Here is a 24,024-nt window from a genome sequence, read left to right as displayed (position 1 = left end):
GAGGGGTGCCCTTGCCTTGGTCCTCCCCTTGACCCTCCGCGTGGGACGGGCTGAAGTGATCGCCTTAAGGGCTCGTCCTCAAACGCCGGACGGGCTGACATGGTTGCCGGAACGTTGAAATCTGAGGGAGTTGTGTTGAGTCAGTCGTACCGTCAGCCCGGAGTCGTGCTCACCGACCGGCGGTTCAGTGTGCCGCTGGACCACGATGTGCCCGGTGGTGAGCGGATCGAGTTGTTCGCCCGGGAGTGTGTCGCGGCGGGGCGCGAGGGCGCGGAGCTGCCGTGGCTGGTCTACCTCCAGGGCGGTCCCGGCTTCGGAGCCAACCGGTTCAGCGGCAAGCAGGCGTGGCTCGGCCGCGCCCTGCGCGACTACCGCGTGCTGCTGCTCGACCAGCGCGGCACCGGCAGCTCCACCCCCGCCAACCGGCAGACGCTGCCGCTGCGCGGCGGGCCGCGCGAACAGGCCGACTACCTGGCGCACTTCCGCGCCGACGCGATCGTGCGCGACTGCGAGGCGATCCGGACCGAGGTCACCGGCGGCGCGCCCTGGACGGTCCTCGGCCAGAGCTTCGGCGGCTTCTGCGCCACGCACTACCTGTCGGCCGCGCCCGAGGGCCTCGCGGCGGCCCTGATCACCGGCGGCCTGCCGACCCTCGACGGCCACGCCGACGACGTGTACCGCGCCGCGTACCCGCGCATGGAGCGCAAGTCCCTCGCGCACTACGCACGTTACCCCCAGGACGCCGAGCGGGCCCGCCGCGTCGCCGAGTACGTGGCCGAGCACGAGCCCGTCCTGCCCGGCGGCTACCGGTTCACCACCGAGGCCTTCCAGTCCCTCGGCATCCTGCTCGGCACCGGCGACGGCACCCACCGGCTGCACTACCTCCTGGAGGACGCCTTCGTGCGCACCCCGGCGGGCCACGCCCTGTCGGACGCCTTCCAGGAAGCCGTCCAGGGCATCCTGTCGTACGCCGGAGCACCGCTGTACGCCCTGCTGCACGAGGCCTGTTACGCCCAGGGCGGGCGGCCCACCGCCTGGTCCGCGGAGCGGGTGCGGGCCGATTTCCCGCGCTTCGAGGCGGGCAAGAGCCTCGCGGACGGCGCCCCGCCGCTGTTCACCGGCGAGGCGGTGCAGCGCTGGATGTTCGACTCCGACCCCGCCCTGCGCCCGCTGCGCGAGACGGCCGACCTCCTCGCCGACCGCGTCGACTGGCCCGCGCTGTACGACCGTTCACGCCTCGCTGAGAACGAGGTGCCGGTGGCCGCGGCCGTCTACCACGACGACATGTTCGTCGACACCGAGCACTCCCTGGACACCGCCCGCACGATCCGGGGGCTGCGCACCTGGGTCACGGACGAGTACGAGCACGACGGCCTGCGGGTGAGCGGGCCGCGGGTCCTCGACCGGCTCATCGGCCTGGTGCGCGGCGAACTCTGACCCGCGAAGGGCGCACTCCGATGTGGCGAGGGGCGCACTCTGACCTGGGGATGTGACCTCGTGGTGCTCGGCGCGCACGGTTAGGCTGCGGCCATGACCGACCAGCAGAACAGGGCCGCCGAGCCCACGCAGCTCGCCCCCATGCCCGAGGACTGGCAGCGGGCCCTCGCCGTCGTCGCCCACCCGGACGACCTGGAGTACGGCTGCGCCGGCGCGATCGCCGCGTGGACCGACGCCGGGCGCGAGGTGGTGTACGTGCTCGCGACGCGCGGCGAGGCCGGCATCGACACCCTCGCGCCCGCCGAGGCGGCGCCGTTGCGGGAGCGGGAGCAGCGGGCAAGCGCCGCCGTCGTCGGCGTGGACACCGTCGAGTTCCTCGACCACAAGGACGGGGTGATCGAGTACGGCACGGCGCTGCGCCGCGACATCGCCGCCGCCATCCGCAGGCACAGGCCCGAGCTCGTCATCACCCTCAACCACCGCGACACCTGGGGCGGCGTCGCCTGGAACACCCCCGACCACGTCGCCGTCGGCCGGGCCACCCTGGACGCCGCGTCCGACGCGGGCAACCGCTGGATCTTCCCCGAGCTGACCGAGCAGGGCCTCGAACCGTGGAACGGCGTGCGCTGGGTCGCCGTCGCCGGCACCAACGCGCCGACCCACGCGGTGGACGCGACACCGGGCCTGGAGCGGGCCGTCCAGTCCCTGCTCGAACACCGCGCGTACATCGAGGTCCTCACCGACGAGGACCCCGAGAAGTACTGCCGCACCTTCCTCAGCGGCGTCGCCGAGCAGCTCGCGCCCCGCTTCGGCGGGAAGCCCGCCGTGGCGTTCGAGGTCTTCAGCCGCTGAGCCGCCGCCCGTAGGCTGACGGTACGTCAGATACGTACCGTCGGCACGGGAAGAGGGTCGGACCGGTGATCGACACCGTCAGCACGGACATCCCGGAGGGCGCGGGGCGGCGGCTGCGCCTCGACGTCGAGGACGGCGTCGGCGTCCTCACCCTCTGCCGCCCCGCCCGGCTCAACGCCTGGAGCTGGGAGTCCACCCGTCAACTCGGCCTGTACGCCGACCGCATCCGCTTCGACGACTCGATCCGCGCGGTCCTGCTGCGGGCCGAGGGCCGGGCGTTCTGCGCGGGCATCGACATCACCGCGCCGGGCGGCGCCATCACCGGCCGCTCGGCCGCGGAGCGCACCGGCAACTACTACGAGGGCATCCGCTGGGCGCACGAGCGCTTCCGGGCCTTCGCGGGCCTGCCGCAGCCCGTCGTCGCCGCCGTGCAGGGCTACTGCCTGGGCTTCGGCTTCGAGCTCGCCCTCATGGCGGACATCCGGATCGCCGCCGACGACGCGGTGTTCGCGCTGCCCGAGGCCCAGCTCGGCGTCACCGTCGACGCGGGCGGGGATCTGCGCGTCGCCCGGGAGGCGGGCGCGGGCTGGGCCAAGTACCTGGCCCTCACCGGGCGCCGCATCGACGCCGCCACCGCGGCCCGCCTCCACCTCGCCCAACTCGTCGTGCCCGGCGCCGACCTGGAGTCGACCGCGCGGGACGTGGCCGCCGAGATCGCCGCGAACGCGCCCCTCGCCGTACGCGGCGTCAAACGGGACATCGACGCCTACGCGGACGCGGGCCTCGGCCGGGCGCTCGACCGCGTGGCGATGAACGCGGCGGTCACCTTGACGTCGGAGGACGTGCGGGAGGGGTTCGCGGCGAAGGCGGCGGGGCGGGCTGGGGAGTTCGACGGGAAGTGAGGGGCGCCCGGCCGCAACGAGCCTCGGTGCGAGATGTTGCCCGCATGTGCAGCTTGCGGGGCCTCAACGCCAACCCCAGGGCGGGGCGGACCTGTTGGCCGGGGAGGTGCTCCAGTCGCCACCGGGCGGCGATGGTCGCGAGGGCGAGCACGGACTCCGTCATGCCGAAGGTGTCGCCGATGCACTTGCGGGCGCCGACCGCGAAGGGGAGGAGGGCGTTGCGGGGTGGCTGGGGACGCTGTGGATCCCAACGGTCGGGGTCGAACGTCTCGGGGTTGTCGTAGAGGTCCGGCCGGTGCTGGATGAGGTACGGGCTGTAGACGACGTTGCTCCCGGCGGGCAGCAGGTACCCGCCCAGGCGGGTGTCGGCGGTGACCGTGCGCGTGAAGATCCAGCCCGGCGGGCGGAGCCGGAGGGTTTCGGTGATGACGCGGTGAGTCAGTTCCAGGCGTGGTAGGTCGGCGTGGGTGGCGCCGGCTCCGTCCAGGACGGCATCGACCTCGGCGTGCAGCCGCTGCTCGATCCTGGGGTGCCGGGCCAGCAGGTCCAGCGCCCAGGCCAGGAGGGCGGCCGTGGTCTCCGTGCCGGCGAGGAAGAAGGTGACGATCGTGTCGCTGATCTCCGTGTCGCTCATGCCGCTACGGTTGTCCTCGGGGTCACGGGCAGCGATCAGGGCCGACAGCAGGTCGTCGTGGTCGACGTGCTCCGTGCGGCGCCGGGCGATGATCTGGTCGAAGGCGGAGCGCAAGCGGGTGCGTGCGCGTTCGTGGGAGCGGTTGCCCGGGGTGGGGAGCCGGTCCAGCGGGGGGATCATGAGCATGCGCCGGTAGAAGCCGTCGAAGAAGGTCTTCACGTCGTCGAGGACCGGGCCGAGTTCGCCTGGAGGCAGCGCACCGGAGAACAGGGTGGTGGCCGTGATCTTGGACGTGATGGTCATCATCTCGGTGGGTACGTCCAGGACTTGCCCGGAACGCCAGGAAGCGGTCGCCTCCCCGATGCAGGCGCTCATGGCCTGCGCGTAGCCGGGGAGCCGTGCCGGATGGAAGGCGGGTTGGGCCAGCCTGCGCAGCCGCCGATGCGCGCTGTACGGACAACTGGCCAGACCGTGATCGCCCACGACTTCCCGTACCCGGTCGAAGATCGGGCCGCCCTTGTCGAAGACGCGGTCGTCGATCAGGGCATGGCGGGTCAGTTCCGGATCACAGATCACCACCAGAGGGAAGGGGCCGAGCTGGATGCGGACGAGTTCCCCGTGGGCGGGGAGGGAGTTGAGGAACCCCAGCGGATTTCGCGTCAGCGGAATCAGATGACCGACGAGGGGCAGTGCCCTGGGGGCGAGGGGGACCGAGCGCACGTTCGTCATGCCTGCCCCTTCCCGTTCGGGTAGGAGCAAGGCGCGACTCCTTGGGCATCGGCGCTCCGCAACCCGTAGCGGGGCGTCTCAAGCGACCAGGTGTAGACGGAGTCGACCCAGTGGAAGATGGCCCGGGCGTGCTTCCTGACCCTGACCGGCAGGGAGGTGTCCGCACAGATCGAGGCAGCGGTGTTGGCGTTCTCGTAGCGCAGTGCCGCGTTGAGAGCGAGCGCACAGGAGAAGGCCATGTCCACAGGAATTCCGTACTCCTGGCGGATGACACCGATGAGGCCGAACTTCTCTCCTGATTCGGCGGCCACATGGCAGCTGTGCAGGTCATTGTCGAGACCGACGAGGAGGCTTCCCTGTTTCATGAGCTGAAGCAGTGGTTCTGGAAGCTTTTCACCCGGCCCGATGAGGCCCGGTTGAAGTCGCTGGAGCCACATGCCGAGAACGATCCCTGCCGTGCGGGTCCTGTGCCTCAAGTACTGGTCCAGACTCGGGAGAGGCTCCCCGTTCTCCCACGCCTGTCGAGCCGTGTACTCGTGCAGAAATCCGAGCAGCAGTTCCGTGAAGCCGGGTATCAGGTCCGTTCCTCCCGCCGCGACCATGTCGTCGCGGAGACTGGCCAACGGCCTGAGAATGTGCGGCCCGTCAGCAGGTGAATGCCCGCTCTCCAGGGTCTCTCGCACCGGTTCCACCAGCCGGCCGACCGGTCGGTCACTGCCGAGGTCCACGGTGTTCAGCCAGAACAGGATCATCTGCAGCTTGGCCAGGGGGAGCAGAACACCCCAAGGGGCTTTCGGGGCGAAGAGCCCCACCAGATGCCCGGGAGTTGCCTCGGCCGTTATCTTGATGTGGTCCTCGCTCATCCCGAGGTCCATTGCCCAGGCGAGCACGGAGGTTTCCAGTTGGCGGGTCTGCGGGTGGGCGGGGTATGTCTCACGTCCCTTCACCAGGTGGGTGAGCAGCCAGGGCTTGAGTGAGTGGTAGGAGTCGACGATGTCGTCCGTCGCCTTGAGGGCGGGGAACACGAGGGGACTCTGAGACATGGTGCAATTCCTTCCTGCTCGACTTTCTCCACTTTCTCGACTTTCTCTACCTGCTCTACCTTCCGAAACGCCGCTGACGGTTGGCGTAGAAGGCCAGGGCGCGGTCGAGATCCGACCGGGTGAAGTCGGGCCACAGGACAGGGCAGAAATAGAGTTCGGAGAGCGCTGCCTGCCAGAGCATGAATCCGGACAGTCGTTGTTCACCGGAACTGCGGATGACCAGGTCCGGATCGGGCAACCCGCTGGTGGACAGGGCCTGGGCGAACGACCTCTCGGACACCGAGAAGGCGGTGGACTCGACCGCCTGGTGGGCGATGCGGCGCGCTGCGGCGAGGATGTCCTCCCTGCCGCTGTAACCGACCGCGAAGTTGATCTGAGGGCCCTGATTGTGACGGGTGCTGGTCTCCGCCTCACTCAGCGCCGTTGCCAGGGAAGGGGGGAGCAGCCGGGGATCCCCGAGGTGACGCATTCTCCAGTGCCCGGTCGCCGCCAGATGGTGGGTCAGTTCGGAGATGATGTCCAGGAGTTTATGGAGCTCGACCGAAGTGCGGTTGAGGTTGTCCGTCGAGAGCAGCCACCAGGTAGTGGTCTCTATGCCCACGGCCTCACACCAGTGAACGGCCCGGCGGACGTTGTCCGCGCCTTTTCGGTGACCCAGCTCTATGGGATGGCCATGGGCGCGTGCCCAACGACGATTTCCGTCCACAATGAAGGCGACGTGACGTGGGGGGTCGTCCACAGTGCGGGGGAGTGCTTCCCGTCCATCGGGGGGATCGGACAGATCTGTCGGTCCTGTGCTGTGGGGGTGGTCGCGGGGAAGAAGACTCATCGGGCATTTCCTTGTCGCCGGGGGCCAGAGTATGCACGGTCGATACGAATCCAGCGGACTCCATGAACAAGGCGAGGGGCGGGGTTTATGGATGTGCCGCGAGTGAGCAGGCCTGGGCGAGGGGTGAATTCACCCCGCCGGTACTGACGTTGCCGAAGTTCACTCAGAATTCTGGGGGTGGAGTCGGACTCGGGCAGAGAGTGCCCTCATCGTGCTCGCGGTGCCTTGCGCCATGGTCCACACCTTCCATTGGGCAAGATCTGGAGTCCGGCCCCGTCATCGGCTGTCCGCAAGAACGGCTGCCGGCGGTGGCCTCCCCGGGAAACTTTTCTCCGCTCCGCCGAGTTTGGAAAGGCGCGTCCAGAGGCGCTTGGCGTGCGTAAGCCCCAGTCGAGGGCCCTCCACGGCTCCCGCGGCGGCGCTCAAGGCGCCCCTTGCGGCGCAGCGTGCTCTCCGCTGCCGTGGCCGGGCCGCGCGCACGGGTGGCATGCTCGTTCGCGAGGCGGGCGGGAAGAAGGACTTGTCGCGTCGGTGGCGTCAGCGGGCCGGGGGGTGTGTGTCGCGGCCCAGTTGCTCCCGCAGCGGCACCACCGGCGGATTCACCAGAGACCGGCGCTGCCAGTTCGCGCCGTCGACCACCAGGGTGTGGCCGGTGATGAAGCGGGCGTAGGGGGAGGCAAGGAACGTCGCCGCCCAGCCGAGTTCGCGCGGGGCGCCCACGCGGAGGGCGGGTTGTCGGGTGGCCAGCGGCGACGCGGCGGCAGAAGTGTCCGTGCCGGTGAGGGCGGCACGGATGTCCCGCGTCATGTCCTCGTGGGGCATCAACCCCGGCACCAGGCCGTTGACCTGGATGCCGTACGGTCCCCACTCCACCGCCAGCGTCTCGACCAGGCTCCGCACCCCCGCCTTCGCCGCCGCGCTGTGCGCGAAGCCGGGGCCGCCCGTCCAGGCATAGGACGCGCCGATGTTGATGACGGAGCCGGGCGCGTCCGCCGCGAGGTGGCGGCGGGCGAACTCCCGCGTCATGAAGAACGTGCCGGTGAGCGTCGCGTCCAGGACCGCGCGCCAGGCGTTGGGGGACATCTCCTCCGCGGGCACGGGGAAGTTCGCCGCCGCGTTGTTCACCAGCACGCCGGGCAGGCCGTACGCGGCCTCGGCGGCCTCGAACGCGGCGGTGACCCGGTCCGGGTCGCGGATGTCGCACACCGCCGTCGCCACCCGTCCACCGAGCGCGGCCAGTTCCGCACGGGCCGCCGCGAGCCGGGGCGCGCTCCGGCTCGCGATCACCAAGTCCGCTCCGAGCCGGGCGAACTCGGCCGCGATGGCGAGGCCCAGGCCGCTGCCGCCGCCGGTGACCAGGACGACGGTGCCGTCGAAGGTGCCGGGCGGCAGGGCGCTCGCGCCGGGCGGGGGAGGGGCCGGGAGGCCACGAGGCGAGGGTGTCGGGGCGCCGTCGGTGGCTGTCTCGCCGGTGTCGTTCCGCCGGGTGCCGTCACTCGTCATGGACGCATCGATAGCGCGATGGCCCGCAAACCTCCAGAGGGCAGGACAGGGCAGGACAGGGCAGGACAGGGCGGGGCGGAGGGGAGCGGAGCAGGGCGATGGTGCTGGATTGACATATCGGCTTGCTGATTCTGCAATGAGGGCATGGGAAGCGCAAAGAAGTCCGACGCCACCGACCCGCACGACTCCGCCCCTGCCCCCGATCCGCACGGCTCCGACCTGGTCCCCGATCCGCACGGCTCCGGCCTCGTCCCCGACTCCGGTGACGACACCGACAAGGTCCTCACCGCCGTCGGCCCCCGCCTTCGCAAGATCCGCAAGGAGCGCGGTGCCACCCTCGCCGGGCTCTCCGAGGCCACCGGCATCTCCGTCAGCACCCTGTCCCGCCTGGAGTCGGGCGGTCGCAGGCCGAGCCTCGAACTGCTCCTGCCGATCGCCCGGGCGCACCAGGTGCCCCTCGACGAACTCGTCGGCGCCCCGCCGGTGGGCGACCCGCGGGTGCGGGCCAAGCCGATCGTGCGGCACGGGCGGACGATGGTGCCGCTGACCCGACAGCCCGGCGGGCTCCAGGCGTACAAGGTCATCGAGCCCGCGCGCTCCGTCCAGGCCGACCCGCGGACCCACGAGGGCTACGAGTGGCTGTACGTGCTCTCGGGGCGGCTGCGCCTCGTGCTCGCCGAGCACGACGTGGTGCTCGGGCCCGGCGAGGCGGCGGAGTTCGACACGCGGGTGCCGCACTGGTTCGGGTCCACCGGGGAGGGCCCGGTGGAGTTCCTGAGCCTCTTCGGGCCGCAGGGGGAGCGCATGCACGTACGGGCGCGGCCCGCCGCGAAGGGAGGCAAGGGCGGCAACGAGGAGTAGCCGCCGGTGCGGGCCGCCGCGCTGTTCCCTTGAGGGCAAGCGACCGCTTAGTATGCGTCTGGAGCACGGTCGACTACAGCGTGGAGGCCCCGCATGCGCGCATGGCACGTACACCGCAACGGCGAGCCGGGCGAGGTGATGCGGCTCGAAGAGGCGGAGCGGCCCGTGCCCGGCGACGGGCAGGTGCTCCTGAAGGTCCGCGCCGCGAACATCAACTTCCCGGACGCGCTGCTGTGCCGGGGGCAGTACCAGATCACCCCGCCGCTGCCGTTCACGCCGGGCGTGGAGATCTGCGGCGAGACCGAGGACGGGCGGCGCGTCATCGCCAACCCGGCGCTGCCGCACGGCGGCCTCGCCGAGTACGCCGTCGCGGACGCCGCCGCCCTGCTGCCCGCGCCGGACGCCCTCGACGACGCGGAGGCCGCCGCGCTGCACATCGGCTACCAGACCGGCTGGTTCGGCCTGCACCGGCGCGCGCACCTCAAGGAGGGCGAGACGCTGCTCGTGCACGCGGCCGCGGGCGGTGTCGGCAGCGCCGCCGTGCAGCTCGGCAAGGCGGCGGGCGCCCGCGTCATCGGCGTCGTCGGCGGCCCGGACAAGGCCGAGGTCGCGCGCGGGCTCGGCTGTGACCTGGTGATCGACCGGCGCGCGGACGACATCGTGGGCGCCGTGAAGGAGGCCACCGGCGGCCGTGGCGCCGACGTCGTGTACGACCCGGTCGGCGGCGACGCCTACGCCAAGTCCGCCAAGTGCGTGGCCTTCGAGGGCCGGATCCTCGTCGTCGGCTTCGCGAGCGGCGCCATCCCGACGCCCGCCCTCAACCACGCCCTGGTGAAGAACTACTCGATCGTCGGACTGCACTGGGGCCTGTACAACACCAAGGACCCGCGTGCCGTCCTGGACTGCCACGAGCGCCTCACCGAGCTGGCCGCGAAGGGCGCCGTCAAACCGCTGGTGAGCGAGCGCGTGCCCCTCGGCCGGGCCGCGGCGGCCGTCCAGCGCGTCGCCGACGGCACCACCACCGGCCGTGTGACCGTGCTGCCCGCCCTCCCCGAGGAGGCCACCGCATGACCGACGCAGCCGAACTCCGCCGCCGCACCCAGGACCTGCTCGCCGCGCACCCCCCGGCGACCACGGACCGCACCGACTTCCTGAAGGCCCGCTTCGACGCCGGACTCGCCTGGGTGCACTACCCCGAAGGCCTCGGCGGCCTGGGCGCCCCGCGCACCCTGCAGGCCGTGGTGGACGCCGAGTTGGAGGCCGCGGGCGCGCCCGACAACGACCCGCGCCGCATCGGCATCGGCCTCGGCATGGCCGCGCCCACCATCCTCGGCTTCGGCACGGACGAGCAGAAGCGCCGCTTCCTGCGGCCGCTGTGGGTCGGCGAGGAGGTGTGGTGCCAGCTGTTCAGCGAACCCGGCGCCGGATCCGACCTCGCGGCGCTCGGCACCCGCGCCGTCCGCGACGGCGAGAGCTGGAACGTGGACGGGCAGAAGGTGTGGACGTCCAGCGCGCATGTCGCCCGCTGGGGCATCCTCATCGCCCGCACCGACCCGGACGTGCCCAAGCACCGGGGCATCACGTACTTCATCTGCGACATGACCGACCCCGGCGTCGAGGTCCGGCCGCTGCGCCAGATCACCGGCGAGGCCGAGTTCAACGAGGTCTTCCTCACCGGCGTCCGCATCCCCGACAGCCGCCGCCTCGGCGCGGTCGGCGACGGCTGGAAGGTCGCGCAGACCACCCTCATGAACGAGCGCGTCTCCATCGGCGGCATGCGCATCCCCCGCGAGGGCGGCATGATCGGCCCCGTCGCCGCGGCCTGGCGCGAACGCCCCGAACTGCGCACCCACGACCTGCACCAGCGCCTGCTCACCCTCTGGGTGGAGGCGGAGGTCGCCCGGCTCACCGGCGACCGCCTTCGCCAGCAGCTCGTCGCGGGCCAGCCGGGCCCCGAGGGCTCCGGCATGAAGCTCGGCTTCGCCCGCCTCAACCAGGAGATCAGCGCCCTGGAGGTGGAACTCCTCGGCGACGAGGGCCTGTTGTACGACGACTGGACGATGCGCCGGCCCGACCAGGTCGACTTCACCGGGCGCGAGGCGGGCTACCGCTACCTGCGCTCCAAGGGCAACAGCATCGAGGGCGGGACCAGCGAGGTCCTGCTCAACATCGTCGCCGAGCGCGTTCTCGGCCTGCCGTCGGAACCCCGCACCGACAAGGACGTCGCCTGGAAGGACTTGGCCCGATGAGTGATCTGCTCTACACCGAGGAAGAGGAGGCGCTGCGCTCCGCCGTGCGCTCCCTGCTCGCCGACCGCTGCGCCGCGGCCGACGTGCTCGCCCGCACCGAGTCGGAGCAGCCGCACGACCGCGAGCTGTGGAAGACCCTCGCCGACAGCATGGGCCTCGCCGGTCTCCTGGTGCCCGAGGACCGCGGCGGGCAGGGCGCCACGCACCGCGAAGCGGCCGTGGTCCTGGAGGAGTTGGGGCGCGCGGTGGCACCCGTGCCGTATCTGACGAGCGCCGTCATCGCCACCGAGACGCTCCTCGCCTGCACCGGCGACGCGGCGGCGGAGCTCCTCGCCGCGCTCGCGTCCGGCCGCACCGTGGGCGCGCTCGCCGTGCCGTTCGCCACCGCGCCGGGCGTCGCCCGCACCCCGGTCCGGCACGAGGAGGGCGCCCTGCACGGAGAGGTGACCGGCGTCGCGGACGCGGCCGTCGCCGACATCCTGCTCGTCCCGGCCGACCGCGGCCTCTTCGCGGTCGACACCGGCCGGGGCGGCGTCACCGTCACCCCGCTGACCTCCCTCGACCGCACCCGCCCCGTCGCCACGGTCACCCTCGCCGGGGCCCCGGCCCGCCTGCTCGCCGAGGGCGCGGAAGCGGAGACGGCGGTACGCCTCGGTCTGCGCTCCGGGGCCGGACTGCTCGCCTCCGAGCAACTCGGCCTCGCCGAATGGTGCTTGACGGAAACCGTCGCCTACCTCAAGGAACGCCACCAGTTCAACCGGCCCGTCGGCTCCTTCCAGGCGCTCAAGCACCGCCTCGCCGAGCTCTGGCTGCGGGTGGTCAACACCCGCGCCGCGGCCCGGCACGCCGCCGACGCCCTCGCCACCGGCAGCGACGAGCCGAACCTCGCCGCGGCCCTCGCGCAGGCCTACGCGGCCCCCGTGGCGGTGCGCGCCGCCGAGGAGGCACTCCAGCTGCACGGCGGTATCGGCATGACGTGGGAGCACCCGGTCCATCTGTACCTGAAGCGGGCCAAGGCCGACTCGATCGCTCTGGGCACGGCCGGACAGCACCGGGCGGAATTGGCCGACCTGGTCGGCCTTCCCGCGCCCGCAACGCCCTGACCTGGTCGTAGTCCCCGGCACGTAGTGGACCCCGCCATTACCCGCCCATTACATAAGGCATAATTGCGAGCCGTTCGCAATAGCACTTGATCTTGTGTAGGGGTGTGGAGCATGAGGGCCGGATCGATACGTGGCACCGGTGCCGTCGCGGCGGCGGCCGCACTGGCGGTCGCCGCCACGGCCTGCTCGGCGCCGGACGACGGCAAGGGCAGCGGCGGCGCCAAGACGTCGGCGGTCGTCGGCATCGCGTACGAGCCCGAGACCCTGAGCCCGCTCCTCGGCTACGGCAAGGACGGCAACTCCAAGATCTTCGACGGGCTGCTCACGCACGACGCGGACATGAAGCTGAGGCCCGCGCTCGCCGCGAAGCTGCCGAAGGTCAGCGCCGACGGCAAGACGTACACGTATCAGTTGCGCAAGGGCGTCAAGTTCAGCGACGGCAAGCCGTTCACGGCCAAGGACGTCGTCTTCACGTACGAGACCATCCTCGACAAGAAGACGAACAACGCCTCCAAGACCGAGCTGGACGCCCTCAAGAGCGTCGAGGCCAAGGGCGGCGCCGACGGGAACAGGGTCGTCTTCCACCTCAAGTACCCCTACGCGCCGTTCGCCGAGCGCACCGTCCTGCCCATCGCGCCGCAGCACATCGCGGGCAAGCAGGACGTGAACACCGGCGCCTTCACCACCAAGCCCGTCGGCACCGGACCGTACGAGCTGGTGACGTGGTCCAAGGGCGAGAAGCTCGTCTTCAAGGCCAACCCCGGCTACTGGGGCGGCGCGCCGAAGATCAAGAACTTCACCATGGCCATCGTCAAGGACGACGACCTGCGCGCCACCCGGCTGCGCACCGGCGACCTCGACGGCGCCATCCTGCCGCCCAACCTCGCCAAGACCTTCGAGTCCGACGGCGGCAAGCAGACGTACGCCGCCAAGACCTTCGACTACCGCGTCGTGACCCTGCCGACCGGCAACAAGGTCGCGGGCGACACCGCCGTGCGGCGCGCCCTCGACATCGGCGTGGACCGCAAGACGATGGTCGACCAGATCCTGGAGGGCGCGGGCAAGGAGGCCTACGGCCCGGTGCCGACGGACAGCCCCTGGTTCACCAAGGGCACCGAGCGGAAGTTCGACGTCGACGCGGCCAAGAAGATCCTCGACGACGCCGGCTGGAAGCCCGGCAAGGACGGCGTCCGCGAGAAGGACGGCGTCCAGGCGAAGTTCCCGCTCTGGTACCTCACCGGCGACAAGCTCCGCCAGGACCACGCCCTCGCCTACGCCTCCGACGCCAAGAAGCTCGGCATCAAGGCCGAGGTGCAGTCCGGTACCTGGGAGGTCATCGAGCCGCGCATGGCCAAGGACGCGGTCCTCGCGGGCGGCGGCTCCCCGGCCGACCCGGACTTCGACCAGTACACGCTCCTGAACTCCGCGCTCGCCGGTGACGGCTTCAACAACATGGCGCACTACGACAACCCCAAGGTCGACAAGGCCCTGGAGGACGCCCGCAAGAGCGGCGACCACGCCGAGCGCCAGGCCGCGTACGACACGATCCAGCGCGAGCTGGTCAAGAACCCCGGCTACACCTTCCTCACCCACATCGACCACCTGTACGTGGTGAACAAGTCCTTCGGCGACCTCTCCACGCAGGTCGAGCCGCACGACCACGGCCTCGCGTCCGGCCCGTGGTGGAACGTCGAGGACTGGCAGCCGAACAAGTGACGTCGGCTCCCGGCAAGGCGGCAGACCCCGCCGCGTCCGCCGGGCCCGCCGAGGCGGACCCGGCGTCCGGGCGGGGACGGCGGGCGCTGCCCTGGGGACCGATGGCGCGGCTCGTGGGACGGCGGGCGGTGTTCGCCGTCCCCGTGCTGCTCGTCGTCACCTTCGGCGTCTTCTCCGTCGCCGCGGCCTCGCCCTTCGACCCCGTCAAGGCGTACGCGGGCACGGCCGGGCTCACCGCGTCCCAGGAGAACCTCGACCAGCTGCGCGCCAACCTCGGCGTCGACAAGCCGCTGGTCGAGCGCTGGTGGGACTGGCTGACCGCCGCGCTCCGGGGCGACCTCGGGGACTCCCACACGCTGCGCCAGCCCGTCGCCGACGCCATCGGCGAGCGCATCGGCTGGTCGGTGCTCCTCGCCGCGACCGCCTTCGTCCTCGCGATCCTGCTCGGCTCGGCCCTCGGCGTGCTCGCCGCGCGCCGCCCCGGCGGCTGGCTCGACCGCTGCGTGACCTCGCTCGCCTACACCCTGGAAGCCGCGCCGCCGTTCTGGCTCGGCCTGCTCGCCGTATGGCTGTTCGCCCTGAAGCTGGGCGCGCTGCCCGCGGGCGGACTCACCGACACCTCCAGCACGGTGGTGACGGCCGGACAGGTGACCCATCACCTCGTCCTGCCCGCCACCGTCCTCGCCGTCTCCCAACTTCCCTGGTTCGTCCTGTACGTACGCCAGGGCGTCGGCGACGCGCTCGGCGACGACCCCGTCCGCGGCGCCCGCGCGCGGGGCCTCGCCGAGCGGACCGTGCTCCTCAAGCACGCCTTCCGCTCCGGCATGCTGCCCGTCCTCACGCTCGTCGGCTCCCGCGTGCCCGAACTCATCACCGGCGCGCTCCTCGTCGAGACCGTCTTCAGCTGGCCCGGCATCGCCGCCGCGACCGTGCAGGCCGCCACCTCCGTGGACTTCCCCCTGCTCGCCGCGCTGACCGCGCTCGCCACCGTCGCGGTGCTGCTCGGCAACCTCCTCGCGGACCTGCTCTACGGGCTCGCCGACCCGAGGGTGGGATTCGATGGCTGACACCCGCAGTCCGCAGGCCGAGGTGTCGAAGGCCGACGCCGCCACCCAGGTCACCTGGCGCTCGGCGACCGGCCGCGCCGCCGCGGGCACCCGCAGGCCGTCCCGCTCCACGCGCGCGTGGCGGGTCTGGAGCTCCGCCGCGATCGTCACCGCCGTCGTGCTCGCCGTGCTGATCGTGCCGCCGCTCGTCGACCTCGACGAGCAGGCCGTGCACCTCGCCGACAAGCTCCTCCCGCCGTCCCTGGAGCACCCCTTCGGCACCGACGACGTGGGCCGCGACCTGCTCCTGCGGTGCGTGTACGGGCTGCGCGTCTCCCTGCTCGTCGGTGTCGTGGCCGCCGTGGTGGCCACCGTCATCGGCACCGCCGTCGGCGCCCTCGCGGCGGCCTCCGGCGGCTGGGTCGACCGGATCGTGATGCGCCTCGTGGACGTCTTCTCCTCGGTGCCGCACCTGCTGCTCGGCATCTTCATCGTGGCGATGTTCCGGCCCGGCGTCTGGCCCGTGGTGATCTCCGTGGCGCTCACGCACTGGCTGTCGACGGCCCGCATCGTGCGCGCCGAGGTCCTCTCGCTGCGCTCGCGCCCCTACATCGACGCCGCCGTCTCCGGCGGCGCGTCCCGCTGGCGCGTGACCGTGCGGCACCTGCTCCCGGGCGTCCTGCCCCAGGCCGGCCTCGCCGCCGTCCTCATGGTCCCGCACGCCATCTGGCACGAGTCCGCCCTGTCCTTCCTCGGCCTCGGCCTGCCCACCCACCAGGCCAGCCTCGGCACCCTCGTCCAGGGCGCCCGCAGCTCCCTCCTCGCCGGCGACTGGTGGCCCACCCTCTTCCCCGGCCTCTTCATCATCGTGCCGACCCTCGCCATCGCGGGCCTCGCGGGCGCCTGGCGCGACCGGATCAACCCGCGCCGCCGATCGGAGCTGATGCTGTGACTGGGTCGTCGAGCGGGACGGGGGCCGCGCACGGGGCGTCGGCGGAGGCCGAGGCGACTCGCCCTTCGGCCGGGAACGGTGGCGGGACCGGCCCGTCGCCCGGGAGCTGTGCGGGCGCCGGCCCGTCGGCTCAGGGAGAAGGCGCGACCGGGGCCCCGGCGACCGATGCCGTGCCGAAGCCCCGTGCCGACGCCCACACCGACGCGGACGCCGAGGCCGCACCCCCGCCCGTCCTCTCCGTCCGCGGCCTCTCCGTCCGCTTCCGCATGCGCGGCGGCGCCCACGTGGCCGCCGTCACCGATGCCCGCTTCGACCTCGCCGCGGGTGAGTGCCTCGCGCTCGTCGGGGAGAGCGGGTGCGGCAAGTCCGTGCTCGCCTCCGCGCTGCTCGGTCTGCTGCCCGAGAACGCCCAGACGGCCGGATCCGCGCTCCTCGGGGACGGCACCGACCTGCTCACCGCCGACGAGCGCACCCTCGCCCGCACCGTGCGCGGGCGGCGCGTCGGCCTCGTACCGCAGAGCCCCGCCGCGCATCTGACCCCCGTCCGCACCGTGCGCTCCCAACTGGAGGAGACCCTCCGGGAGCTGGCGGGCGTGCGGCGGCCCGCGCTGCGGAAGGCGGGCGAGGCCGCCGCCGCGCGTGCCGCGTTCCCGGTCGGCCACCTCGACCGCTACCCGCACGAACTGTCCGGCGGGCTCGCCCAGCGCGCCGCCACCGCCCTCGCGCTCATCGGCGACGCCCCGCTGCTCCTCGCGGACGAGCCCACCACCGGCCTCGACCGCGAGCTGGTCGACCGCACCGTCGACGAACTGCGGCGGCACGTCGGCGACGACCGCGCGCTGCTGATGATCACCCATGATCTGGCGGCGGCCGAGCGGATCGCCGACCGCGTGGCCGTGATGTATGCGAGCCGCATCGTCGAGATCGCCGACGCCGCCGACTTCTTCGGCGAGCCGGGGCCGCGCCACCCCTACGCGCGCGGGCTGCTCGACGCGCTGCCCGACCGGGAGTTCAGGCCCGTCCCCGGCATGCCGCCGGAGCTGTCCGCGCTCCCCGAGGGGTGCGCGTTCGCCGCGCGCTGCGAGCGGGCCGACGAGGCGTGCCGGGCCGTGCCCGCATTGCCGACGGCGCCTTCATCGGGCGCCGCCTGCCACCACCCGGTCGCCGCCCTGGAGGCGTCCCGTGCTTGAACTGCGCTCCCTGACCGCCGGATACGACCGGCGCGACCCCGTCGTCCGCGACGTGAGCCTGACCGTCGAGCCGGGCGAGTCCGTCGGCCTGCTCGGCCCCAGCGGCTGCGGCAAGTCGACGCTCGCGCGCGTCGCGGCACTCCTGCACCGGCCCGACCGGGGCCAGGTCGTCATCGACGGCGAGCCCGCCCGCGGCTGGCGCCATCGCGCGCCGCGGGCCCAGCGCACCGCGTTCGGCGTCGTCTTCCAGCAGCCCCGGCTCTCCGCCGACCCGCGCCTCACCCTCACCCAGCTCGTCGCCGAACCGCTGCGGGCCACCGGGCGCGCCGCCGAAGTGCCGGATCGCGTAAGGGAGTTGGCCCGTACCGTCGGCCTCGGCGAGGACCTGCTCGGCCGCCGTCCGCACGAGGTCAGCGACGGCCAGCTCCAGCGCGCCTGCCTGGCCCGCGCGCTGGTCCTGCGCCCGCGCTGGCTGATCTGCGACGAGATGACGGCGATGCTGGACGCGTCGACGACGGCGGCGCTGGTGGGCGTGGTGGAGGCCTACCGCGCGGACAGCGGAGCCGGGCTCCTCGCGGTCGGCCACGACAAGGTGCTCCTTGAGCGGTGGTGCGACCGGACGGTGCACTGGGGCGAGCTGACGCGGCCGTAGGCGGCGGGGCCGACCGGGTCCGCCTCGCGGTCCGGTGCGAGGCTGCCCTCCTCGTCGCCGCCGTCACCGAGTGGTTGCGCCGTACTGGTCCGACGACAACGCGAATACGCGAACTCGTCGACCGTTGCTGGGATTGACGGTCTCACGGACCGGACGCATCCCCAGTTTCGTCATGATCCGTTCGGAGGCGTCGTTGCCCACCTGGGCGATGCTGACGATCCGCTCAAGACCTCGCTCCTCGAATCCGAACCGCACGGCGGCCGCGGCGGCCTCGGTGGCCAGGCCCTGCCCCCAGTGGGAACGGCCGAGGCGCCAGCCGACCTCGACCGCCGGCAGGACCTCCGGCAGGAAGTGAGGCACCGAAAGGCCGGTGAACCCGGCCAGTTCACCGGTGGACCGTATCTCCACGGCGAACAGGCCGAAGCCCTGTGACTCCCACTCGCTCTCCCACGCCTGGATCCCGCCGCGGGTCTGCTGTTCGTCACGGACGCTGCCGTCCCGGATCCACCGCATGACCTCGGGGTCGGCGTTGACGGCGGCCATGGGCGCGACGTCCTCATCGCGCCAGCGGCGCAGGATCAAACGGGGAGTCTCAAGGGTGACCATCCAGCCATTGTGGATCTGCCGGTCGTCCGTGGTCCGCCCAGGGGTCAGCTCGTGAGCCGGCCGTCGGCCAGTGCGGCGGCGGAGAGCCCGCCGCGTGGTGCGGCCGCGTCGGCGGTCCCCAGGCACTGCCCACCGTCGAACAGCCCCAGTTCGTAGTGCGCGGTGTGCTCGTCGTGTCCGCTGACGGCGATCCCGATGTCGTAGGAGCGAGGGTGCAGGACTTCGCCCAGGTAGTTCACGTGGTAGCGCCAGGGGAGGTAGCGCGGGAGCTTCCTGGCGGCGTCGTCTCCCAGCAGGCGGTGTGCGTGGGACGCGATCGCCTCGTCGTACCAGCCCAGTTGGGCGATGTAGTTGACGTGCCGGTTGAGGTCGACGTCACCGACGCGGCTGTGGACGGTGGCGGTGGCCGGGTAGTACTGCCGCTCGCGGCGACGCGGCTCGGGTTTCGACGCGACCGCCGCGCTGGTGCCCGGCAGTCGCAGCTCGGCGAGGTCGGCGAGCAGTTCGTCCGGCAAGGCGATCGGCCCGGACTCGTCGGCGAGGACCACGGTGGCGTCGGCCGTGGCGACGAGGCGCTCGTCGACGAACATGCCTTGACCGTAGGTGTACGAGGACCGGCCGATCGCGCGGACACCGGTGCCGACCCGGACGACTCCGCCGACCCCGCCGAACGCCGTCTGCCGTTCGACGCGCTGGCCGACGAACAGGATCTGGTAGGGCTTGAACCCGCCGTCGGCCGTGAGCTTGCCGAACCGCGGGAAGCGCAGACCGACCCGGGGGTGCTCGAACAGACGCGACAGGGCCACCGTGCTGGTCGTGCCGTCCGGTGCGAGGTCGCCGAACCGTTGCACCACCTGCTGGTGGTGGGGAAAGGCGTCCTCGGTCAGTGGCGTGGCGTCGGACGGTCCGTCTCCAGCCCGCTCGTGGAGGTTGGTCACAGGGCTCATTGAACTTCATGCACGCGCCGCGTGCAACGGTGCGTGCAACACCGTTCTCGTAGTTCGGTGGAGCGCTCATGCCGCTGGACTCCGGCCCCAGTAAGCTGCCGTCATGCGTCAGCGGTGGAGTAGACAGACCATTTTGGATGCCGCCGTGGAGCTGCTTTCCGGCTCCGAGAGGGACGAGTCGTTCAGCATGCGCAAGCTGGCCGCCGAACTGGGTACCGACTCCTCCAGCCTGTACCGCCACTTCCGCAATCGCACCGAGCTGATGCTCGCGATCGTGGACCATGTGCTGGTCCAGGCCATGCACGGCTACCGGCGGCAGGGGCCCTGGCGTGCGCGGCTCGTCGATCTGATCCTGCGCTCGTGGGACGCGTACGCCGCGCTGCCGCAGTTGGCGAAGGACGCCAGCCACTATCCGGGCAGCGGGCCCGGCAGCCAACTGGTGATCGAGGAGACCCTGCAGGCCCTCAGCGACGCCGGAGTGCCCGAGGAACTCATCCCCGAGTGGAACGACCGGCTGCTGACCTTGTCCGTGTCCCTGATCTCCGCGCACGCGGCCAGGCAGTCCTCCGGTCCGGCCGAGCAGCAGCGCAGACGGGAGACATTCCAAGTGATCACACTGGGCGCCGACCCGGCGGACTTTCCCGCGCTGGCGCACTACGGTCGCCGCATCCACCCCGTCGGGTTCACCCGCGAGAGCTTCCTCGCCACGATGGATCTGGTCCTGGACGCGGTCCCCGCGCGCCCCGTCCCCGCGTAATCCGCTGGACCCGCGTGATCCGCCTCTGGAACTCTTCGGCGGGGGCCGGTCGGCCCCCGCGGTGACCAGGAGGGGTGGCTGTGGAACTCCACGAGTACGCGCGGTGCGACGCCGTCGGACTGCGCGAGCTGATGGCGGCCGGGAAGGTCACCGCGGCCGAGGTGGAGGCCGTCGCGCGGCAGGCCGTCGAGGCGGCGGACGCGGAGGTGAACGGCCTGGCGGCGCCGGTGTTCTCCCCGGCGCTCGACCACGCCCGGCAGGGGCCGCTCGCCGGGGTGCCGTTCCTGATCAAGGACGGCGGGCCGATGGCCGAGGGCGTGGAGTTCTTCGCCGGGAGCCGCAGCCTCTCCGGGGTGCGCGCCCGGCACGACCACGACCTGATGGGGCGGTTCCGGGCCGCGGGCCTGGTCACGCTGGGCCTGACGACGGCCCCGGAGCTGGGCCTCAGCTTCGCCACCGAGCCGCTGCGGACCGGGCCGACCCGCAACCCGTGGGATCCCGGCCGGGGCGTGGGCGGGTCCAGCGGCGGCGCCGCCGCGATGGTCGCCTCCGGTGCGGTGCCGCTCGCGCACGCCAACGACGCGGCGGGTTCCATCCGCGTCCCCGCGTCCTGCTGCGGCCTCGTGGGCCTGAAGCCGAGCCGGGGCCGCACCCCGTGCGGCCCCGACAGCGGAGACCCGGTCTTCGGCGCGGTGTCCGAGTTCGTGCTGACCCGCACGGTTCGTGACGCCGCGCACGTCCTGGACGCCGTCCAGGGCCCGGGGGTCGGCGACAAGTACACGGCGCCGCCGCCCCTGCGCCCCTACGCGGCCGAACTGCCCGCAGCCCCCGGCCGGTTGCGGGTCGCCGTCACCACCCGGGCCTGGTCCGGAGCGGACGTGGACACCGAGGTGGCCGCCGTGACGCTCCGCGTGGCCGGGCTCCTCGCGGAGCTGGGTCACGACGTCACCGAGGCGAGCCCCGCCCTTGACTGGGAGGACGTCGTGCGGGGCGCGGAGGCCGAGGTGTTCGCCGTCGCGGCGCCCTTCCTCACCGCTCCTCGGCGGCCCGACCCGGCCAGGATGGAGGCCGTGTCACGGCAGGTCCTGGAGGAGGGCGATCGCCTCGGCGCACTGGACCTGATGGCCATGCTCGACGCGCAGAACCGGGTGAGCCGGTCGGTCGGCGCGTTCTTCGCCGACCACGACCTGCTCGTCACCCCGACCCTCGGTCAACTGCCGCCGCCACACGGCGCGTTGTCGTCGGACGAGCCCGGCCACACCGGGGCGAGCTGGCTGCGCAAGCTGTTCGACGTCGGGCCGTTCACGGTGGTGTTCAACCTCGCCGGGCAGCCCGCCCTCAGCCTGCCCCTGGGACAGAGTCGGGACGGACTGCCGATCGGCGTGCAGTTCGTCGCCCCGCACGGCAGGGAGGACCTGCTGGTCCGCCTCGGCGCCCGGCTTGAGGAAGCCCTGCCCTGGAGCGATCGGACACCGCCCGCCTTCGTGGGCAGGCGCTGAGCCCTTGCCGTGCGAGGCGCCGCGTCCGACCGTGGCAGGCGCCGAGCCCCACCCTCAGCCCCGCCCCACCCTTGCCCCGCCCTCAACCTCGCCCGCCTTCGCCCCGCCCTCAGCCCCGCTCCACCACCAGCACCTCCGTCCCCCCTTCCCGCATCGCCCGCACCTCCTCCCGCGCGAGCCCGTCGTCCACGACCACCACGTCGAAGTCCGCGACCGGCGCGAGCGCGTACAGGCCGTCGCGGGTGAACTTGGTGTGGTCGGCGAGCAGCACACGACGCGTGGCCGCCGCCATCATCGCCCGCTTGACCTGCACCGTCTCCGGTGACGTGTGATAGCAGCGGCCGCGGGTCACCGCCGTCGTCGACATGAAGAGGACATCCGCGCGGAACGCCGCCACGCTGTCGGCTGTGTGCAGGCCCATGAACGCGTCGTACGCGGGGAAGTAGGCGCCGCCGAGCGCGATGAGGGAGACGCCGGGCTCCTTGGCGAGTGCCGTGATCGCGGGCAGCGAGTTCGTGAGGACCGTGAGCGGGGCGTGCTCGGTCAGTTCGCGGGTCAGGTGCAGGCACGTCGTGCTGTCGTCGAGGAGGACCGTCTGGCCGGGGACGAGGAGCCTGGCCGCGGCGCGCGCGAGCCGCTGCTTCGTCTGGGCCATCGTCGTCATGCGCTCGGCGACGCTGCCGTGGAACTGCGCCGACGGCAGCGCCGTCGCCCCGCCGCGCACCTTGCGCAGCCAGCCCTGCGACTGGAGGAAGTCCAGGTCGCGGTGGACGGTCATCAGGCTCACGTCGAAGTCGTCGGCCAGGTCCGCGGCCCGCACGAAGCCGCCCGCGACCACCAGGTCCCGGATCCGGCGCCGCCGCCGCTCACGGGCCTCGACGCGGTCGCCGGGGTCGCTGCCCTCAGGGTTCTCGGGTCCGGTCATGGCTCCGCCTCCCAAGGTCACCTCTGCTCCCAAGGCCACCTCGTGTGTGAAATCTCCGAGTGATGATCTCACGTATATCACTCGGATTGCGGGGCCCCGCCCCAGTACGGCGGCAGTGTGCGCAACCCTCCTCACGCGGTGTCCCGCCCGCCCCGCGTGAGGATTCGCGAACTGTTTGACGTGCCTTTTCGGCCAGTTGTTTGCTCTCTCCAGCCCAGTCGGGACCGGCCCCCTCAAGGGACGCCCGACCCTGTCAAGACCACGCCCTCAGGGGGAGCTTCGATGACGAACAGCCCCGTGCCGCGTTCGCTCTTCACACGCGCCGGTGTCCCGGGGCCCCTCTCCTGGGGCTATCTCGGCCTGCTCGTCTTCATGACGGGCGTCGGCGTCGAGGCCGGTTTCCTCGCGCCGTACCTGGAAGACCTCGGCATCCCGTCGTCGCAGGTCGCGATGGTGTTCACCGTGTACGGCGTGACGGGCGCCGTCGCCGGATGGCTGTCCGCCGCGCTGTCCGACCTGTGGGGTCCGCGCCGCGTGATGTGGCTCGGCCTCGGCGCCTTCGTGGTCACCCACGTCTTCTTCCTCGCGGTCGCCGTCCCCAGCGAGGCGTATCCGCTGCTCCTGCTCGGCTACGGCCTGCGCGGCCTCGCGTATCCGCTGTTCGCGTACGCGTTCCTCGTGTGGATCGCCGCGGTCGCGCCGCCGAAGCAGATGGGCAGCGCGATGGGCTGGTTCTGGTCGGCGTTCTCCGCGGGCCTGCCGACGCTCGGCTCGCTCACCGCGAGCCTGCTCATCCCGAGGGTGGGGGAGCGCGGCACCCTGTGGGTCGCGCTCGGCGTGGTGGCGGTCGGCGGGCTGATCGCGCTGCTCCTGGTGCGCGAGCCCACCGGGGCCGGGCGCCTCGCCCCGGCGGGGGAGAGCCCCCTGACCGGGCTGATCGGCAGCCTCACCATCCTCGTGCGGGAGCCGCGGGTCGGCGCCGGGGCCGTGGTGCGGATGCTCAACACGGCCTCGCAGTTCGGCTTTCTGGTGATGCTTCCGGCGTGGTTCCGGCACGAGGTCGGGCTCTCAGGCGCCCAGTGGCTCAGACTCCTTGCCATCATGTTCGCCACGAACATCGTCACGAACCTGCTGTTCGGCGTCGTCGGGGACAAGGTCGGCTGGCGGGCGACGGTCGCGTGGTGCGGCGGTGTCGGCTGCACGGTCTCGACGCTGCTCCTGTACTACGTCCCGGCGGCGGCCGGCGCGCAGTACGCGCTGTGCGTCCTGGTCGCCGTGCTGTACGGCGCCACCCTCTCCGGGTACGTGCCGCTGTCCGCCCTCATGACCGCCATCGCGCCCGCCCACAAGGGCCAGGCCATGGCGGCCCTGAACCTCGGGGCGGGCGCCTCCACGTTCGTCGGGCCGCTCGTCGTCAGCCTCTTCCGGGGGCCGCTCGGCGTGGGCGGCGTCGTCTGGATCTTCGCGGGGTTCCACGCGGTGAGCGCCGCCCTCACCCTCGTACTGAGGACCACGGCCGCGGAGAGCGGCCCCGTACCCAACGCCGTCGCGCACACCGTCGCCACCCCCGCCACGAAGGGTCTGTGACCACC

General features: G+C 72.3%; 22 protein-coding genes. 15 read left to right on the top strand and 7 right to left on the bottom strand.

The genetic code is table 11. The annotated features are described in order from the left end of the window. The first annotated feature begins 135 nt into the window (after positions 1 to 135). The 3 genes from ACFVHO_RS07735 (at position 136) to ACFVHO_RS07725 (ending at position 3,191) form a co-directional block, all read left to right on the top strand. The gene (locus tag ACFVHO_RS07735) at positions 136 to 1,437 is read left to right on the top strand and encodes an alpha/beta fold hydrolase (protein WP_385711276.1); all 1,302 of its coding nucleotides are present in this window, start codon (positions 136 to 138) and stop codon (positions 1,435 to 1,437) included. Between the two features lie 93 nt (positions 1,438 to 1,530). Beyond that, a complete protein-coding gene (locus tag ACFVHO_RS07730) occupies positions 1,531 to 2,289 on the top strand; it encodes a PIG-L deacetylase family protein (RefSeq protein ID WP_385711274.1) in 759 nt (252 codons plus the stop codon). Positions 2,290 to 2,354: 65 nt separating this feature from the next. Then, on the top strand, positions 2,355 to 3,191 hold the full coding sequence (locus tag ACFVHO_RS07725; RefSeq protein ID WP_385711272.1) for an enoyl-CoA hydratase/isomerase family protein: 837 nt from the start codon (positions 2,355 to 2,357) through the stop codon (positions 3,189 to 3,191). On the opposite strand, the gene ACFVHO_RS07720 is transcribed toward ACFVHO_RS07725, so the two are convergent. The 4 genes from ACFVHO_RS07720 to ACFVHO_RS07705 form a co-directional block, all read right to left on the bottom strand. Next, the gene (locus ACFVHO_RS07720) at positions 3,112 to 4,554 is read right to left on the bottom strand and encodes a cytochrome P450 (RefSeq protein ID WP_385711270.1); all 1,443 of its coding nucleotides are present in this window, start codon (positions 4,552 to 4,554) and stop codon (positions 3,112 to 3,114) included. The genes ACFVHO_RS07725 and ACFVHO_RS07720 overlap by 80 nt on opposite strands. After that, entirely contained in the window at positions 4,551 to 5,597 is a 1,047-nt protein-coding gene (locus tag ACFVHO_RS07715) for a terpene synthase family protein (RefSeq protein WP_385711268.1), read from the bottom strand. Before ACFVHO_RS07715 ends, ACFVHO_RS07720 begins: the two co-directional genes overlap by 4 nt. Positions 5,598 to 5,652: 55 nt before the next feature. Beyond that, positions 5,653 to 6,426 (bottom strand): polyprenyl diphosphate synthase, encoded by a 774-nt coding sequence (gene uppS / locus ACFVHO_RS07710; RefSeq protein ID WP_385711266.1) that lies wholly within the window; start codon positions 6,424 to 6,426, stop codon positions 5,653 to 5,655. A gap of 537 nt (positions 6,427 to 6,963) precedes the next feature. Further along, positions 6,964 to 7,929 carry an SDR family oxidoreductase gene (locus tag ACFVHO_RS07705; protein ID WP_385711264.1) on the bottom strand — a complete coding sequence of 322 codons (966 nt, stop codon included), beginning with the start codon at positions 7,927 to 7,929 and terminating at the stop codon, positions 6,964 to 6,966. Between the two features lie 144 nt (positions 7,930 to 8,073). Between ACFVHO_RS07705 and ACFVHO_RS07700 the strand changes: the two genes are divergently transcribed. The 9 genes from ACFVHO_RS07700 to ACFVHO_RS07660 all read left to right on the top strand — a co-directional run bounded on the left by ACFVHO_RS07700 (position 8,074) and on the right by ACFVHO_RS07660 (position 17,698). Continuing rightward, positions 8,074 to 8,790, top strand: coding sequence for a helix-turn-helix domain-containing protein (locus ACFVHO_RS07700; RefSeq protein WP_385711263.1), 717 nt, complete (start codon positions 8,074 to 8,076; stop codon positions 8,788 to 8,790). A 93-nt stretch (positions 8,791 to 8,883) separates the two neighbouring features. Continuing rightward, positions 8,884 to 9,861: an NADPH:quinone oxidoreductase family protein gene (locus ACFVHO_RS07695; protein WP_385711261.1), complete on the top strand. Its 978-nt coding sequence runs from the start codon at positions 8,884 to 8,886 to the stop codon at positions 9,859 to 9,861. Next, on the top strand, positions 9,858 to 11,039 hold the full coding sequence (locus ACFVHO_RS07690; RefSeq protein ID WP_385711259.1) for an acyl-CoA dehydrogenase family protein: 1,182 nt from the start codon (positions 9,858 to 9,860) through the stop codon (positions 11,037 to 11,039). Before ACFVHO_RS07695 ends, ACFVHO_RS07690 begins: the two co-directional genes overlap by 4 nt. Continuing rightward, a complete protein-coding gene (locus ACFVHO_RS07685; RefSeq protein WP_385711257.1) occupies positions 11,036 to 12,142 on the top strand; it encodes an acyl-CoA dehydrogenase family protein in 1,107 nt (368 codons plus the stop codon). Before ACFVHO_RS07690 ends, ACFVHO_RS07685 begins: the two co-directional genes overlap by 4 nt. A 111-nt stretch (positions 12,143 to 12,253) precedes the next feature. Then, positions 12,254 to 13,858, top strand: a complete 1,605-nt coding sequence (locus ACFVHO_RS07680) for an ABC transporter substrate-binding protein (RefSeq protein ID WP_385711255.1) — start codon at positions 12,254 to 12,256, stop codon at positions 13,856 to 13,858. 101 nt (positions 13,859 to 13,959) lie between these two features. Next, a complete protein-coding gene (locus ACFVHO_RS07675; protein WP_385711539.1) occupies positions 13,960 to 14,925 on the top strand; it encodes an ABC transporter permease in 966 nt (321 codons plus the stop codon). Beyond that, entirely contained in the window at positions 14,918 to 15,856 is a 939-nt protein-coding gene (locus ACFVHO_RS07670; protein WP_385711253.1) for an ABC transporter permease, read from the top strand. The genes ACFVHO_RS07675 and ACFVHO_RS07670 overlap by 8 nt, the downstream gene beginning before the upstream one ends. Before the next feature lie 266 nt (positions 15,857 to 16,122). Continuing rightward, the gene (locus ACFVHO_RS07665; RefSeq protein WP_385711537.1) at positions 16,123 to 17,046 is read left to right on the top strand and encodes an ABC transporter ATP-binding protein; all 924 of its coding nucleotides are present in this window, start codon (positions 16,123 to 16,125) and stop codon (positions 17,044 to 17,046) included. Then, the gene (locus tag ACFVHO_RS07660) at positions 17,039 to 17,698 is read left to right on the top strand and encodes an ABC transporter ATP-binding protein (RefSeq protein WP_385711251.1); all 660 of its coding nucleotides are present in this window, start codon (positions 17,039 to 17,041) and stop codon (positions 17,696 to 17,698) included. The genes ACFVHO_RS07665 and ACFVHO_RS07660 overlap by 8 nt, the downstream gene beginning before the upstream one ends. 63 nt (positions 17,699 to 17,761) lie before the next feature. On the opposite strand, the gene ACFVHO_RS07655 is transcribed toward ACFVHO_RS07660, so the two are convergent. Both ACFVHO_RS07655 and ACFVHO_RS07650 read right to left on the bottom strand, forming a co-directional pair. Further along, positions 17,762 to 18,304 (bottom strand): GNAT family N-acetyltransferase, encoded by a 543-nt coding sequence (locus ACFVHO_RS07655; RefSeq protein ID WP_385711249.1) that lies wholly within the window; start codon positions 18,302 to 18,304, stop codon positions 17,762 to 17,764. Positions 18,305 to 18,348: 44 nt separating this feature from the next. After that, positions 18,349 to 19,242, bottom strand: a complete 894-nt coding sequence (locus ACFVHO_RS07650; RefSeq protein WP_385711247.1) for a hypothetical protein — start codon at positions 19,240 to 19,242, stop codon at positions 18,349 to 18,351. A gap of 112 nt (positions 19,243 to 19,354) precedes the next feature. Here ACFVHO_RS07650 and ACFVHO_RS07645 point away from each other — a divergent pair, with 112 nt between their 5' ends. Both ACFVHO_RS07645 and ACFVHO_RS07640 read left to right on the top strand, forming a co-directional pair. Continuing rightward, entirely contained in the window at positions 19,355 to 20,008 is a 654-nt protein-coding gene (locus ACFVHO_RS07645) for a TetR/AcrR family transcriptional regulator (protein WP_385711246.1), read from the top strand. An 80-nt stretch (positions 20,009 to 20,088) separates the two neighbouring features. Further along, entirely contained in the window at positions 20,089 to 21,507 is a 1,419-nt protein-coding gene (locus ACFVHO_RS07640; protein WP_385711244.1) for an amidase, read from the top strand. 109 nt (positions 21,508 to 21,616) lie between these two features. On the opposite strand, the gene ACFVHO_RS07635 is transcribed toward ACFVHO_RS07640, so the two are convergent. Continuing rightward, positions 21,617 to 22,432 carry a DeoR/GlpR family DNA-binding transcription regulator gene (locus tag ACFVHO_RS07635; RefSeq protein ID WP_385711242.1) on the bottom strand — a complete coding sequence of 272 codons (816 nt, stop codon included), beginning with the start codon at positions 22,430 to 22,432 and terminating at the stop codon, positions 21,617 to 21,619. A 282-nt stretch (positions 22,433 to 22,714) separates the two neighbouring features. Here ACFVHO_RS07635 and ACFVHO_RS07630 point away from each other — a divergent pair, with 282 nt between their 5' ends. Beyond that, positions 22,715 to 24,019 (top strand): MFS transporter, encoded by a 1,305-nt coding sequence (locus ACFVHO_RS07630; RefSeq protein WP_385711240.1) that lies wholly within the window; start codon positions 22,715 to 22,717, stop codon positions 24,017 to 24,019. The last annotated feature ends 5 nt before the right edge of the window (positions 24,020 to 24,024 follow it).

The sequence above is a fragment of the Streptomyces sp. NPDC127108 genome (assembly GCF_042677545.1).
In the GTDB taxonomy this organism is placed as follows: domain Bacteria; phylum Actinomycetota; class Actinomycetes; order Streptomycetales; family Streptomycetaceae; genus Streptomyces.
Note: the sequence above shows the minus strand (reverse complement) of the source record. Positions and strands in the feature narration are given on the sequence as shown.